A 13,889-nucleotide genomic window follows, 5' to 3' on the forward strand; every position below is an offset into this window, starting at 1 on the left:
GCTCCTTCTATCGCCTAGTTCTTCTTCTTGGGATTGGTACGCACACCCAGCAGGACGTCCTCCCAGTGAGGAGTGACGGCCTTGCGCTTCCGCTTAGGCTTCGCAGACTTTGCGTCAGGGTGTATTAAGAATTCATTATCTCCCCGGTCGTCTCGGTCTGCAGGGGAACCGTGTACAGCGGGGGGAGTGGTTTCCGCCCCGGTGGCACCATCATCGGCGGAGTGGGTGAATTCCTCCCGCCGTGCTGCCTCGTCCTGCCAATTGTTTGCGCCCTGACCTTGGGTGGGGTGCAGGAGGGGAGTCACTGGGGAGACGCTGCGTACAGGCTGTCCGTAGCGCGGGTTCACCAGATCTCCCGCGATGCTGTTGTGCGGGTGAGCCAGAGCCTTCTCCGACCCACGAAGCTCCATCATGAATTCTGCGGTGTGCGCTGCGGTGCGCCCGGCGGAATCCTTTTCCCAGCTCACGGTGACGATCCACTGCTTTGAATCGTTCTGGAATGCGTCCCACTCGGCGTCGGAAAGAGCCTCGCCATGGGCTGCGAGCGCGGTAGCCAGAACCTCCCACAACGGCTGGTTCGACACGCCATCGCCGTTGACCGGGAGTGCAGCATGCGCAAGCTCGGCGATGCGCGAGCGCTCTTGCAGGATCGGCCATGCATAGGGCTCGATGCGCGATTCATCCGTATCGGCCTCGTCTGCCAACTCGGCGACGGTCGCGCCACGGCGGATGCGATCTTGGATCACACGTGGAGACATCCCAATCTTCGTGCGATGTGGTCGTGCGTTAGAGCGGTGCTTGCCGCGTTCCTGCGTGCGTTCTCGAGAGCGCCCCTGGAACAGCGACGCCACCTCGGTCTCCTCCGCTTCCTCATCTCCCTTATCAGCGCCCGTCGCAGCGGGTGCAGTACCGGTGGAAGCTGTATCTGTTGCGTCCGCCGCGTCAACGGGAGAGTTGGCAGAAGTGTCCGTGGAAGACTCAGCTGCAGCAGTCGAGGCAGGAACGTCATCTGCATCGGTTGAGGCCGCTTCGCGCGTGGGTACTTCCTCTCCATCCGCAGTGTCGGAAAGCCTAGCCTGGTTCAAGCTATTAGCGCTGGACGTGGGGGCGTCACTAAGAAAAGCGCGTAGCTCATCGGTGACAGGCAAAAAGTATTCGGCGATTGGGCCGCCGACGGCGGGGTCAACGGCGCGTAGCACGAGTGACGAGGCATCGCTATCGGCGACGACAAATTTCAGCTCTTGCAACGTGGCCTCCTGACGGGTGATGCAGCAAATGACGGCTGTGTTATTAACATCACCCTCCAACCATACTTAAAGCACAGTTGGAGGGTGGAGAAGAAAAGGAGCTACAGAGAATTACTTGGCTGAGTGGCCGCCATCGAGGATGAAGTCGATGGCACCGGTGAGCTTCTTGATGTCCTCCGGGTCGATCGCCGGGAACATGCCGATGCGCAGCTGGTTACGCCCCAGCTTGCGGTAAGGCTCGGTATCGAGGATTCCGTTGGAACGCAGGATCTTTGCGATCCTTGCCGCATCGATGTTCTCGTCGAAGTCGATGGTGCCGACGACGAGGGAACGGGAATCCGCATCCTGGACAAACGGGGTAGCCTCTGCACGGGACTCTGCCCAGCTGTACAGGGTCTGGGAGGACTCGGTGGTGCGGGCAACCATGCCGTCTAGACCACCATTGGCGTTCATCCACTTCACCTGGTCATCCAGCATTAGCAGGGTAGCGACTGCCGGGGTGTTATAGGTCTGGTTCTTGCGGGAGTTATCCACGGCGGTCTTCAGATCCAGGAAGGCCGGGATGTAGCGATCGGAAGCAGCGATCTCTTCGACACGCTCCAGGGCAGCAGGGGAGAAAGCCGCCAGCCACAGGCCTCCGTCGGAAGCAAAGCACTTCTGCGGGCTGAAGTAGTAGACATCAGCCTCATTCATGTCGACAGGCAGGCCGCCAGCGCCAGAGGTGGCATCGATGGCAACCAGGGTGTCGTTGGACGCAGCCTGCGGGCGGGTTACCGGCACCATGGCGCCAGTGGAGGTCTCGTTGTGAGCCCAACCAATCAGGTCTGCATCGGTGCCGTCCAGCTGGCTCGGTGCAGGGGCGGTACCCGGATCGCCGGCAACGATCTGCGGCTCGTCAAGCCACGGAGCCTTCTTGGAGACGCTGGCGAACTTCGAGGAGAACTCGCCATAGGTCAGGTGAGCGGACTTATTGCGGATCAGGCCGAACGAGGCTGCGTCCCAGAAAGCAGTGGCGCCACCGAGAGATAGGACAATCTCGTAGCCTTCAGGCAGGTTAAACAGCTGCGAAAGTCCCTCGCGTACAGATCCAACGACGTCCTTGACGCCAGCCTGGCGGTGGGAGGTGCCCAAGATCGCGGCGTTGTCCTGGATCGCTTGCAGCTGGGCGGGGCGAACCTTCGACGGGCCACAGCCGAAGCGGCCGTCAGCGGGGATGAACTCCGCGGGAATGGTGGGCAAGGTGTTCTGGTCGTTGGCAGATGCGTTCATGACTCCCTCAGATCGCTCAGGTGATTCGCTTGATTAATGCGGGGCAGCGTTTTACCTAGAAGGTGTTTTACCTAGTACGGGTTTTACCTAGTAGGTGTGCTTGCCTTAACAGGGTAGACCGTCGCGAGCTCTACTTGGCCAAAAGGTGCCAAAAATATAAGAATTGCGGAGTTTGACGGCGGGAGTACCCCCGCTCACGACTGTCAAACTGTCATGTGGGTCACACAAGCGTTACAGTGTGCCGTATCCCCCCGAGGGCTAAGCCATGCAAGCAATGCCATACGGGGAAGCCCTAAAGCGGCTACAATTTTTAAGTGAAACCGTGAATCTGTGTTCCGCTCCAACGGTTCCGGCGCAAGCTTTTATCGAAGCAATCGCTTAACTATCGCTGCGGGCAGGCACGTGAACATTTCAGAAAGGGATGTCAATGGCTACTGATAATCAGGACAAGGCCGTTCTCCACTACCCGGGTGGAGAGTACGAAATGGACATTGTCCACGCCACCGAAGGCAACGACGGTGTGGCACTGGGCAAGATGCTGGCAGAGACCGGCTTGACCACCCTGGACCCCGGTTACGTCAACACCGGTTCCACCAAGTCCGCCATCACCTACATTGATGGTGCAAACGGCATCCTGCGTTACCGCGGTTACGACATCGCAGACCTGGCCAACAACGCCACCTTCAACGAGGTTTCCTACCTGCTGATTAACGGCGAGCTGCCGAACAAGGAGCAGGCTGAGGAATTCAACACCAACATCCGCAACCACACCCTGCTGGATGAGGACTTCAAGGCTCAGTTCCGCGTCTTCCCGCGTGACGCACACCCGATGAGCGTCCTGGCTTCCTCCCTGAACATCCTGTCCACCTACTACCAGGATTCCCTGAACCCGCTGGATCCGGAGCACCAGAAGCTGAACACCTACCGCCTGATGGCGAAGGTGCCGATGCTGGCTGCGTACGCTTACCGCGCGTCCAAGGGTAAGCCGTACATGTACCCGGACAACTCCATGAACGCGCGCCAGAACTTCCTGCGCCAGATGTTCGGTTACCCGACCGAGCCGTTCGAGGATGACCCAGTAGTTACCCGCGCGCTGGACAAGCTGCTGATCCTGCACGCTGACCACGAGCAGAACTGCTCCACCTCCACCGTCCGCATGGTTGGTTCCTCCCAGGCCAACATGTTCGTCTCCATCGCCGCGGGTATCAACGCCCTGTCCGGCCCGCTGCATGGCGGCGCTAACCAGGCTGTTCTGGAGATGCTGGAGGAGATCCACGCTAACGGCGGCGACGCTACTGAGTTCATGAACCGCGTGAAGAACAAGGAGCTGGGCGTGAAGCTGATGGGCTTCGGCCACCGCGTATACAAGAACTACGATCCGCGCGCGGCCATCGTCAAGGAGTCCGCACACGAGATCCTGGAGCACCTGGGTGGCGATCACCTGCTGGATCTGGCTATGAAGCTGGAAGAGATCGCCCTGGCCGACGATTACTTCATCGACCGTAAGCTCTACCCGAACGTGGACTTCTACACCGGCCTGATCTACCGTGCAATGGGCTTCCCGACGGACTTCTTCACCGTCCTGTTCGCCATGGGGCGCCTGCCGGGCTGGATCGCTCACTACCTGGAGCAGGTCAACGACCCGACCGCGAAGATCAACCGCCCGCGCCAGATCTACACTGGCGAAGGCGAGCGCAAGCTCTAAGAACTTCTGTTCTTTTCTGAGTGACGCCGCCCCCTCGGGCTGGTTACGCAAAGCGTATCCCCCGAGGGGGTGTTTCGCGTTTTGCTAGGGTGAAGGTTCGAGAAGCGATCATTATCTAAGGAGACTTCCCATGAGTAAACCGCACATCGACCTCCCAGCTGGTCCCGCCCCGCAAGATCTGGTGGTGGAAGATCTGATGATCGGCGATGGTGCTGAGGCCGTAGCGGGTGGCATGGTGGAGGTTCACTACGTGGGTGTCGACTTTGATACTGGCGAGGAGTTCGACTCTTCCTGGGATCGTGGTGGATCTTTAGAGTTCCCGTTATCTGGCCTGATTGTCGGTTGGCAGGAAGGAATCCCTGGCATGCGCGCTGGCGGTCGCCGTAAGCTGACCATCCCCCCGGAGAAGGCTTATGGTCCGGCCGAGCTGGGGCAGGATCTATCTGGCCGCACACTGGTTTACATCATCGACTTGATTGCAGTGAACTAGCAGTGCAGTAGAGGACGAGAGTGCAAGCAAAGGCGCCTGCTTCTGGCAGGCGCCTTTGCGTTGCGCATTTAGAGCGGGGGAAGGCCGCGCACTAGGCTCCCTTAAGAGCCTTAGCCCAGGTCATCTTCTTGCCATTATGGAGGATGGAGTTGCGGTAAACGCGCGCTACCAGCGCGATCACCAGCACCGTGACGACGGCGGCGATCAGGAAGCTCAGTAGTACCTCCGGCAGGCTCATCGTGCCCGCTGCGAGGTTCATCGGAGCTACCGTCAGGCTGAACGGCGGAATCCAGCCCAGTACCTGCATAAAGTTGGACTCGATATTGCTGATGCCAAAGAGTGGGGCGTAGGTCATGCCCATGATGAACAGCAGGATCGGCCCCTGAGTGGACTGCAGATCCTCTGTGCGGGAGACCAGCGAACCCGCGCCTGCGTAGAGGCTGCCGAAGAACAACATGCCGATGAAGAAGGCCACCAACATGAGGGCGACGACGGAGTAGTCGAAGTCAACATCCCCCAGTAGGCCGGAAACTGTCAGGGCGACGGTTCCGATGCCCAGAAGGACTGCTGTGCCGATGAAGCCGAATAGGGTGCTGCCGATAATCTTTCCAGCCAGGAAATCCATCGGGCGAGCAGAAGCCAGAATGATCTCCACCACGCGCGAGGATTTCTCCTCGGTGATGCGCCCGCCGACATTCGCGGAGAAAAGGATGATGAAGTAGGCCATCAGCATTACGCCCACCATGGTGGTGAGAATCTGCGGGCCGTTTGCCTCCATTGCGTCGTCTTCCTTTACGTTCACCGTATCCAGCTGTACTGACGGTGTGGCCTTGGCGAACTCCTCAGGGGAAACCCCGACCTTCTTTAGTGCCTCAGCTTGTGCATTGGCATTGATCGCGGTGGTGGCTACGTTGAGGATCGCTGGGTTTGGATCGCCATTGCTAAGTAGCTCGTAACCCGAGTCCGTCTTTACCAAAGCTGCATCCAGTTCCTCGTCCTTGACCAGTGCGGATGCGTCCTCGCGGGAGTCGATTGTGCGAGCATCAACGCCGCTGGGGCTGTCCGTCCCCTTTGAATCCTCGGCATTAGATGACGAGGGGGCGTCAATAAATTCCTTCTCAACCCCTACTAGGCCGAGCTGAGGCTTTCCGTTATCGTCGTCCTTACCTGTGAACCAGGCGGCGGCGACAATACCGACGACCATGATGACCGCGACGATGCCCAATGAAAGCATGATGGCCTTGCTGCGGGATGCCACCTGAACCTCGCGCTTGGCGACGATGGCAATGGTCTTGGGGGAAGAGTAACTCATGATTCGACGACCTCCTGGAAGAGCTCTGCAAGGTGCGGGATGCGGCGGGAGAAGGAATGGACGGGGCCGACAGCTAATGCGGACTGCAAGATCTGCTGATCCAAATCAGTGGACTCAGCCTCGAGCAACACGCCCTCGCCGAAATCTTCAACCAGGCGGGTGTCCTGGGGGTACCAGTCGCGCGCTGGGGTGTGTACTTCATAGACAAGAGGGCCACGAGTGCGCAGTTCCTCGACGGTGCCCTCGGCCTTCATGCGTCCCTTAGAGATGATGCCGACACGGTCGCATAGACGCTGCACCAGATCCAGTTGGTGGGAGCTAAAGAGTACCGGCACACCAGCCTTGCAGCGCTCGATCAACAGGTCACTCATGACGTTCACGGCAACGGGATCCAGGCCGGAAAATGGCTCGTCGAGAATCAACAGCTCCGGGTCGTGGATCAGGGAGGCCGCTAGCTGGACGCGTTGCTGGTTACCCAGAGAAAGCTCTTCCAGCTTGTCGTCGGCGCGCTCGGCTAGGCCGAGCTGCTCCAGCAAATCTTCTGCATTCCGCTTTGCCGTAGCGTCGTTCAGGCCGTGTAGACGGGCGAAGAACTGCAGCTGGTCACCGATCTTCTCCTTGGCGTAAAGGCCACGCTCTTCTGGCATGTAGCCGATGAGACGGCGTAGATCGTCGTTCATTGGGGTATCGCCGATACGTACCTCGCCGCTATCCGCTGCGAGCACACCGAGCGCGATGCGCATCGTAGTGGACTTGCCGGCACCGTTGGAGCCGACGAAGCCGTACATCTCGCCAGGTGCGACCTGCAGAGTCATGTCGTGAAGGACTTGGTGATCCCCGTAACTCTTATTGAGATTGTCGATATAAAGGGTTTCCATATAGTTTTTGGTTTTCCTTGAAATTCGTCCTATGAAACGTTTTTGACGTTAACTGCGTGGGTAGTTCCAGCGGACTGTATCATAAAGCAAAGGGTTTTGCCTCCAATAGTTTTCTGCCTTATGTAGGAAAAAGTTTCTAAAATAGCTTCTAACAGCGCAATCGCAAGTTCAATTCAAGTGGCGTAAAAATGGGGGTATGAGTGAAATTAAGAGTGTCGTACCAGCCCTAGAATTAAACGGTGGAAAGACCATTCCACAATTGGGTCTGGGGGTATGGCAGCTGAGTGACGAGGACACGTATAGCTCGGTGCGTGCCGCAATTGAAACCGGCTACCGTCACATCGATACAGCAGCTATCTACGGAAATGAAGAAGCCGTTGGCCGTGCCGTGGCCGATGCTGTCAATGCGGGCGACGTACAGCGCGAAGAGCTATTTATCACCACTAAGCTGTGGAACGCCGACCAGGCGCGGGGCACGGAGGCCTTCGCGGAGTCCCAACGCAAGCTGGGGCTGGATTATGTGGATCTTTATCTACTGCACTGGCCGTGCCCGAAGGCAGATAAGTTCGTGCAGGCCTACGATTCGATGGCGGAGATCCAGCAGTCCGGCGGTGCGATCAGTATCGGCGTGTGTAACTTCTTCCCTGCGGCGCTGGATGCACTGAAGCAGGCCGGGCACACCCCAGCGGTGAACCAGATCGAGATTCATCCGGGCTTCAGCCAGGCTGAGCAGCGCGCGGATAACCACGACCGTGGCATTGTGACGGAGGCATGGTCGCCACTGGGGCAGGGGCAGAACCTGACCGACCCGACCATTGCAAAGATCGCTGCCGAGAACGGTGTGAGCGTGGCACAGGCCATCATCCGCTGGCACATTCAGCGCGGCGATGTGGTGATTCCGCGTTCCTCCAAGGTGGAGCGCGTGCGCGAGAACTTCGACGTTTTCGGCTTCGAGCTTTCCGCCGACGAGGTTGCCGCCATCGAGGCTCTGGACGTAGAAGACGGCCGCATTGGCGGTGACCCCTTTACCTTCCATGCGGGGCTAGAGGGGTAGATCCTTCTAGCGAAAGCCCAGCGCACGGTAGCTTGTCTGCGGTACATTCCTACCCATGAGCACAGGGCATGTCCTCACCCACACCGAATCCGCTGACCCCACCGCCCCACAGGTCGGTGTGATCACCCTTAATCGTCCGGAGAAGCGCAACGCCCTCAACGCGACCATCGCAAATGCAGTAGCGGAGGCCGTCCGCGCCCACACCACAGCCGGGGTGCGCGCCATTCTTATTCGTGGCGAGGGTCCTGCGTTCTGTGCCGGTGCGGATCTCTCCGGTGGCGTATATGCCGATGATTTTTGGGTAGCCATGGAGAACATGCTGTCGGCCATCCAAACCGCCCCGGTGCCAGTTATTGCTGATATAGACGGCCCTGCTGTCGGCGCTGGTTGCCAGATCGCCTTGGCGTGCGATCTGCGTGTTTTCTCTGACGAGGGGGCCTGTTGGGTGCCCGTGGCCGCCCACGGCTTCGCCCTGGATCTGTGGACCCACGACCGTGCTCGCGAACTGATGGGCGGGGCACTGGCGCGGAACGTGTTCTTGGCAGGTGCTCGGGTAAGTGCCGAACAGGCAAGAGCCACAGGTTTTTCTGTACTGCTTGATGACGCCACCCCGGATGCCACAGCCATCGCATATCGGGTGGCGCAGCAGGCTCCGCTGTCTATGAAGCATTCAAAACGAGTGTTGAACAGCTCCGACATGTACGCCGATGCGGAGTTGGAGCAGATGATCCCTGCCATCTGGGCCAGTGAGGATGTGCAGGAGGCGCGCCGGGCGCGAACTGAGGGGCGCAGTCCGCACTTCACGGGGCGATAGTCCCGGGAACAGCCGAGCACAGTAAGGGGCGCTAGTCCCCGGAAAAGAGGCACACAGTAAGGGGGTGCTAGGCGTGTCCCTCGACGGACCAGGTGTGTATCGGCTGGCCGGAGGTTTGGTGAGCCACGTAGCGCTGCAGCATTGTGGACAGCGCCTCGGCGCGTTCCTCAGAATCCGGTTCGCTGTTCGGGGCGAGTCGGTTGATGGTATCCAGTTGCCAGGTGGCACCGTTTTGGCCGCTCCGTGCGCGCCCCTCGATGATCCCCAGGTAGGTGTCAATCAGTTCGGAATCTACGTCGAGTAGCTCAAGCCCTTCCTTTGCCTGGTCAAGTAGGTGTTCAGTAATGAGCGTGCGCACCGGAACATTGCCCAGACGTGGCCAGCGCATGCTGGCGCGCAGCCCCTCGCGGGCGCCGGTGATGAAGTTCTTGTGGGCGTCGTTAAAAGAAAGCCGTGACCACACGGGGCGATTCTGCGTTCCCAAGAACTTGACGAGGCCGTAGTAGAAGGCAGCGTCTGCGACGATATCGGCGGTAGTGGGGCCGGCGGGGAGCAGACGGTTTTCTACGCGGATGTGCGAGCGTTCCAGGTTCGGGTCGTAGATCGGGCGATTCCAACGCCAGACCGTACCGTTGTGCAGGTTCATATAGTGCAGGCCGGGACTGTCGCCGGACATGATTGGTGTGCCGGCTTCCATGCGGTCCTCGGGGAGGAGGGGAGAGAAGTAGCGTCCGTTTTCCTCGAAGAGGTCGAATACGCTGGTGATCCACCGTTCGCCGAACCATACGCGGGGACGTACTCCTTGGTTGACGAGTTCTGCGGTGCGGGTATCGATGGCCTGTTGGAAGACGGGAATGCGTGATTCGTGCCAGAGCTTATGGCCGACGAAAAGAGGCGAGTTTGCGCTGAGCGCTACTTGCACGCCAGCGATGGCCTGGGAGGCATTCCAGGCGTTGGCAAAAAGGTTCGGCGCCACCTGCAGGTGCAGCTGCATGGAGGTGCAGGCGGACTCCGGGGCGATGTCCTCGAAGTCATGGCGGTAGGTATCCACGGTGCCGAGTACACGGCCGGGCAGTGCACCTTCGAGCTGGATGCGCACGAGTTCGCCGCGGGATTCCAGGACTGCATTGTTGAGTGCCTTGTAGCGGTTTTCGTCCGTCATCCAGGCGGGATCGCTGAGGAAGTCAGTGGTCAGCGTTGGCAGGGTGCCGATCATCACGGCGCGGGAATCCAGCTGCTCAGCAGCCTTTTGCACGGCGTGCAGGCGTTCGTCGAGGCCTTCTTGGAGTTGCTCCAACCCGCGACCGGTGATGGATAGTGGTGGATGGTTCATCTCCACGTTGTAGGAGCCGATTTCAGACTGGTATTCGCCCGGATAGGCTTCTTCCAGCTTCGCCAGCACTTCTTCATTGCAGCGGTTGGGCTGCATGTTTGTGTCCACGAGGTTCATCTCTAGTTCCAGGCCGATGGTGCCCTGGTTGATGAACTCAGAGTCTTGAAGGTGCTTATCGAAGACCTCCAGCTCGGCGTTGAGCCGCTCGCGGAAGCGGGTGCGTTGTTTCGGTGTGTAGGTATCTTTAGATACTGCGTCGCCCATACTTATCGATCGTAGCTTTGCTGCGGGTGCAGCGCCGGCGATTTTGGTGCTGACGCCTCTAGTGTCAATGAGCTGAAGGTCTGGTTAACAGGGAACAAAGCCTGGCTTGTATTATGTAGTTCGCATGGTCGGCAGGTGGCGGATGAGCGCTGGTTGCCGTTTGTCATGCGATTGCCCTAGTAGCTCAGTGGATAGAGCACGGCTCTCCTAAAGCCGGTGTCGGAGGTTCGATTCCTCTCTGGGGCACGCTGGAAGTCTCGAGACATCGTTCCGGTCGGTGTCTCGAGATTTTTGTTTTTGGTTGCCCCGACTGGGGCTGAGTTCGTTGTCTTTCTTGTTGTAGTAGATCTTTTCTTCGGTAAGTGTGTAGGCAGCGATTTGTGCTCCGGTGGCGGTTATTTTGATGTCGACGTGGTTGTCGATGCAGACACCATGGTGATTGGTTCCCCCGCCCCATCGGCGGCCGATGTAGAGGCGGCGTAGTTTACTGCCCCATCGCAGGGTTGTCTTGCCGTTGGTGCCTACTTTGTCGGTGCGTAGTCGGTAGTCGTGCTCTGGTTTGATGTCCGCTTATCTGCATTCACCCCCATTAAGGGTGAATCTTCAGATCAAAACTAGAAGTAGTTTATAAAGAGTATTATCTGTATTAGGTAAGCCTTACCTTTCCTGCTGTTCATGAATCGAGGTTTACGATGACCCAACAGCCCTCTACGCCCGCAAGGAGTACAAGCTCATCCAGTGGGTCGACGGCACGTTTAAACACCAGAGATCTCATCAACGCTGGCATCTTTGCTGCACTTTACTTTGTAATCACCTTTATAAGCGGAATGATTGGATTCGCAGGACCACAATTCATGTTTATTGGATGGTTTATCGCGGCAATCGCAAACGGAATCGTGCTAGCGCTTTATGCCGTCCGCACGTCCAAAATGGGTGCTTTCACCCTCGTCGGTGGTATTAACGGATTAGCATTCATGCTCACCGGACACTACTTCTGGACCTTGCTGGGAAGCATAATTCTTGGGTTTATCGCAGATTTGATTATTACAAAAAGCCACCTCAGTATTGCCAAGTCCTTCCCGATTGCCTACGGCATCTTCTGTGTCTGGATTTCTTTGCCTTTTATCCCGCTAATTCTGGATACGGACTCATACTACGTCGATATCGCAGACCAAATGGGTCAAGAATACGCCGATGCTATGTCGGATATCTTCCAGCCATGGACCATTGGAGTACTGGCCATTTGTGCGCTCATCGTCGGCTTTATCGGAGGAAAGGTCGGAGTTCGCGTCAGCCGCAAACACTTTGAAAGCGCTGGTCTCCTGTGAGCCTGCAAAAACAGGGCGTGCTTCGTCGATCTTCGATCGATCCACGGACCGTGCTGCTTTCTGTTCTAGTAATCAATGCGGTAGCTCTCAGCCACGGCCACCTACCGACACTGCTGATTTCTATCGCCTTCAGCTCCATCGCACTAGCTACAGTAAAGCCACACTATGGTCTTATTTGCCTGTTCGCTTTTGCATTATCCTATCTAGGGTATTGGGGCCTATTACAGCTTCCTGGCTCCACATTTTTCGCTTTTTCAGCGGCAATTTTTTCGTGGCTAAGCCGTTTTGTCATCAGCATGTCCATCGGCGCATTCGGCTTGCTCACTCTCACACCATCCACGTTGACCTCAGCACTGCGGGACCTGCGTTTACCAGGCTGGGCCACCATTCCACCGGCGGTTTTCCTGCGCGTTTTGCCGATAATCGTGGCAGAAGCCAAAGCGATCCGCGATGCCATGGTCCTTCGGGGTCTCCAGCCTGGAGTAAAAAGCTGGATCACACAGCCCACACAATCGTCCGCGATGCTGATCATCCCCTTATTAGGCGCCGTCGTCCGCGCTGGTGATGAGCTCGCTGCCTCCGCTCTTGTCCGCGGATTGGGAGGCCCCATACGCCCGACCACCACCGCCGATCTTTCCTTCAAGCTTGTCGATGCAACTGCACTAGCTGGGTTGGGCCTCGTTGTTGCCTCTGTCTGGCTTCCCATGGAGGTCCACTTATGAACGAACGCAGTATCGCAACCAGTGTAAACGCCCACAACGTTTCTTTTACATATCCATCGGGCGCTCGGCCAGGCATTCAAGGTGTATCTGATGTGTCTTTTTCTGTCTCTCCAGGACAGTGCCTACTGATTACCGGTGATTCCGGATCGGGAAAGTCCACGGTACTCAAGTTGATCAACGGGCTCATCCCCCATTTCAATCCAGGAGAGCTACTAGGCACCATCACTATTATAAAGGATGACCAGGCTTTTAACCCTACGGAAGAACCGCTGTTCCGAGCCATCGAGTTCAGCGCCTCAGTATTCCAGAATCCAAGGACACAATTTTTCACTGAAAGCGTCAATGCAGAATTGGCCTTCGGGCTAGAAAACCTTGGTGTGGATCCCACAGAAATTGAGTCGAGGATTCAATCAGCGGTCGAGCTACTAGGCATTAACGATCTTCGGGGCCGGCGATTCAAAGAATTATCCGGTGGACAGTTACAAACCGTGGCATGCGCATGCGCGCTTGTGTCCCCGGGCAGTCTCGTGCTTCTCGATGAACCCACGTCCAATCTCTCCATGGAAAGCATCGATATTCTTGCACGCGTGCTACACCGCTTGAAGGAATTAGGCACAACGATCATTATCGCTGATCACCGCCTCTTTTTCTTAAAAGATATCGCTGACCAAGTCATTTACTTGACTCAGGGAAAAATAACGCGGAGTTTCCACGCTCAGGAGTTTTATGGCTTAGACGAACCCGAACGCAAACAATTGGGGCTACGCAGCTTACACCACGTTCCCCTGCCCGCGAGCGTGCCGGTACCACCCACGCTCGAAAACGCCGATCCCCAGCGGAGCGGACTCGAGTTAAGCAACATCTGTTTTTCTTATGGCACGCATGAGGTGCTAAACATTGACCACGCATTTTTCCCCAGCGGCGAAGTCACTGCCTTAATCGGGCCCAACGGCGCTGGAAAAACCACCCTCGCCAGGATCATTTGTGGTCTTGCTTCTCCCAAACGCGGCGGTAATCTCCGTTTGAACAGCAAACGAGTAGGAGCGGCTGCCCGCAGACGTGCCGCGTACATGGTGATGCAAGATGTTGGCCGCCAATTATTCGCAGCCACCACCGAAGAAGAAGTCACGCTCGGACTGGCAAAGAAGAAGCGGGACCACATCGATGTCAATGAGATTCTCCATCGCCTCGATCTGGCAGGAATGGCCCAACGGCATCCGCAGTCTCTGTCCGGTGGGCAACGGCAACGCTTAGCCATAGCTTCAGCCCAAGCCGAGCAAGCAGAGGTCTACATCTTCGATGAACCTACCTCTGGCGTGGGCTGGCGCCAACTGCAATCCATCTCTGCGCTGCTTCGATCTCTTGCAGCAAGCGGAGCAGTGGTCATCGTCATCACCCATGACCACGAATTCATCCAAGAATCAGTCACCAGAATCATCGATATTACTGACATCAACAAGAATTGAGAAAGAA

12 protein-coding genes, 1 tRNA gene and 1 pseudogene are annotated in these 13,889 nt (G+C 57.5%); 8 read left to right on the forward strand and 6 right to left on the reverse strand.

All coding sequences use genetic code 11. From position 1 onward, the window contains the following. Positions 1 to 14 precede the first annotated feature (14 nt). Together sepH and serC are read right to left on the reverse strand one after the other, a co-directional pair. The gene (sepH, locus tag AC06DS_RS05030) at positions 15 to 1,247 is read right to left on the reverse strand and encodes a septation protein SepH (protein ID WP_477101159.1); all 1,233 of its coding nucleotides are present in this window, start codon (positions 1,245 to 1,247) and stop codon (positions 15 to 17) included. A 111-nt stretch (positions 1,248 to 1,358) separates the two neighbouring features. Then, entirely contained in the window at positions 1,359 to 2,516 is a 1,158-nt protein-coding gene (gene serC, locus AC06DS_RS05035; RefSeq protein ID WP_293792130.1) for a phosphoserine transaminase, read from the reverse strand. A gap of 427 nt (positions 2,517 to 2,943) precedes the next feature. Here serC and AC06DS_RS05040 point away from each other — a divergent pair, with 427 nt between their 5' ends. Together AC06DS_RS05040 and AC06DS_RS05045 are read left to right on the forward strand one after the other, a co-directional pair. Next, a complete protein-coding gene (locus AC06DS_RS05040; protein WP_477101160.1) occupies positions 2,944 to 4,221 on the forward strand; it encodes a citrate synthase in 1,278 nt (425 codons plus the stop codon). A gap of 130 nt (positions 4,222 to 4,351) precedes the next feature. Next, positions 4,352 to 4,711, forward strand: coding sequence for an FKBP-type peptidyl-prolyl cis-trans isomerase (locus AC06DS_RS05045; RefSeq protein ID WP_293792124.1), 360 nt, complete (start codon positions 4,352 to 4,354; stop codon positions 4,709 to 4,711). Between the two features lie 91 nt (positions 4,712 to 4,802). On the opposite strand, the gene AC06DS_RS05050 is transcribed toward AC06DS_RS05045, so the two are convergent. After that, positions 4,803 to 6,023, reverse strand: a complete 1,221-nt coding sequence (locus AC06DS_RS05050; RefSeq protein ID WP_293792121.1) for an ABC transporter permease — start codon at positions 6,021 to 6,023, stop codon at positions 4,803 to 4,805. Further along, positions 6,020 to 6,901 (reverse strand): ABC transporter ATP-binding protein, encoded by an 882-nt coding sequence (locus tag AC06DS_RS05055; protein ID WP_293792091.1) that lies wholly within the window; start codon positions 6,899 to 6,901, stop codon positions 6,020 to 6,022. The genes AC06DS_RS05050 and AC06DS_RS05055 overlap by 4 nt, the downstream gene beginning before the upstream one ends. 196 nt (positions 6,902 to 7,097) lie before the next feature. On the opposite strand from AC06DS_RS05055, the gene AC06DS_RS05060 reads away from it, so the two are divergent. Then, the gene (locus AC06DS_RS05060) at positions 7,098 to 7,955 is read left to right on the forward strand and encodes an aldo/keto reductase (protein ID WP_477101161.1); all 858 of its coding nucleotides are present in this window, start codon (positions 7,098 to 7,100) and stop codon (positions 7,953 to 7,955) included. 55 nt (positions 7,956 to 8,010) lie between these two features. Continuing rightward, on the forward strand, positions 8,011 to 8,769 hold the full coding sequence (locus AC06DS_RS05065; RefSeq protein ID WP_477101162.1) for an enoyl-CoA hydratase: 759 nt from the start codon (positions 8,011 to 8,013) through the stop codon (positions 8,767 to 8,769). A 67-nt stretch (positions 8,770 to 8,836) separates the two neighbouring features. Here the strand turns inward: AC06DS_RS05065 and AC06DS_RS05070 are convergent, their stop codons facing one another. Further along, positions 8,837 to 10,366, reverse strand: a complete 1,530-nt coding sequence (locus AC06DS_RS05070; protein WP_477101163.1) for a glutamate-cysteine ligase family protein — start codon at positions 10,364 to 10,366, stop codon at positions 8,837 to 8,839. Positions 10,367 to 10,539: 173 nt separating this feature from the next. Between AC06DS_RS05070 and AC06DS_RS05075 the strand changes: the two genes are divergently transcribed. Beyond that, positions 10,540 to 10,612 (forward strand) — tRNA-Arg (locus AC06DS_RS05075). A gap of 30 nt (positions 10,613 to 10,642) precedes the next feature. Here AC06DS_RS05075 and AC06DS_RS05080 read toward each other — a convergent pair. Then, positions 10,643 to 10,918 (reverse strand): annotated as a pseudogene (locus AC06DS_RS05080) (IS481 family transposase); the annotation flags it as partial. Positions 10,919 to 11,058: 140 nt separating this feature from the next. Between AC06DS_RS05080 and AC06DS_RS05085 the strand changes: the two are divergent. From AC06DS_RS05085 to AC06DS_RS05095, 3 genes are read left to right on the forward strand one after another with little or no spacing between them, the layout of a single operon-like run. Further along, positions 11,059 to 11,694, forward strand: coding sequence for an MptD family putative ECF transporter S component (locus AC06DS_RS05085; protein WP_477101164.1), 636 nt, complete (start codon positions 11,059 to 11,061; stop codon positions 11,692 to 11,694). Continuing rightward, the gene (locus AC06DS_RS05090) at positions 11,691 to 12,416 is read left to right on the forward strand and encodes an energy-coupling factor transporter transmembrane component T family protein (RefSeq protein WP_477101165.1); all 726 of its coding nucleotides are present in this window, start codon (positions 11,691 to 11,693) and stop codon (positions 12,414 to 12,416) included. The genes AC06DS_RS05085 and AC06DS_RS05090 overlap by 4 nt, the downstream gene beginning before the upstream one ends. Continuing rightward, positions 12,413 to 13,882, forward strand: coding sequence for an ABC transporter ATP-binding protein (locus tag AC06DS_RS05095; protein WP_473964027.1), 1,470 nt, complete (start codon positions 12,413 to 12,415; stop codon positions 13,880 to 13,882). Before AC06DS_RS05090 ends, AC06DS_RS05095 begins: the two co-directional genes overlap by 4 nt. Positions 13,883 to 13,889: the final 7 nt, after the last annotated feature.

This window comes from Corynebacterium sp. TUM25015 (assembly GCF_056393505.1).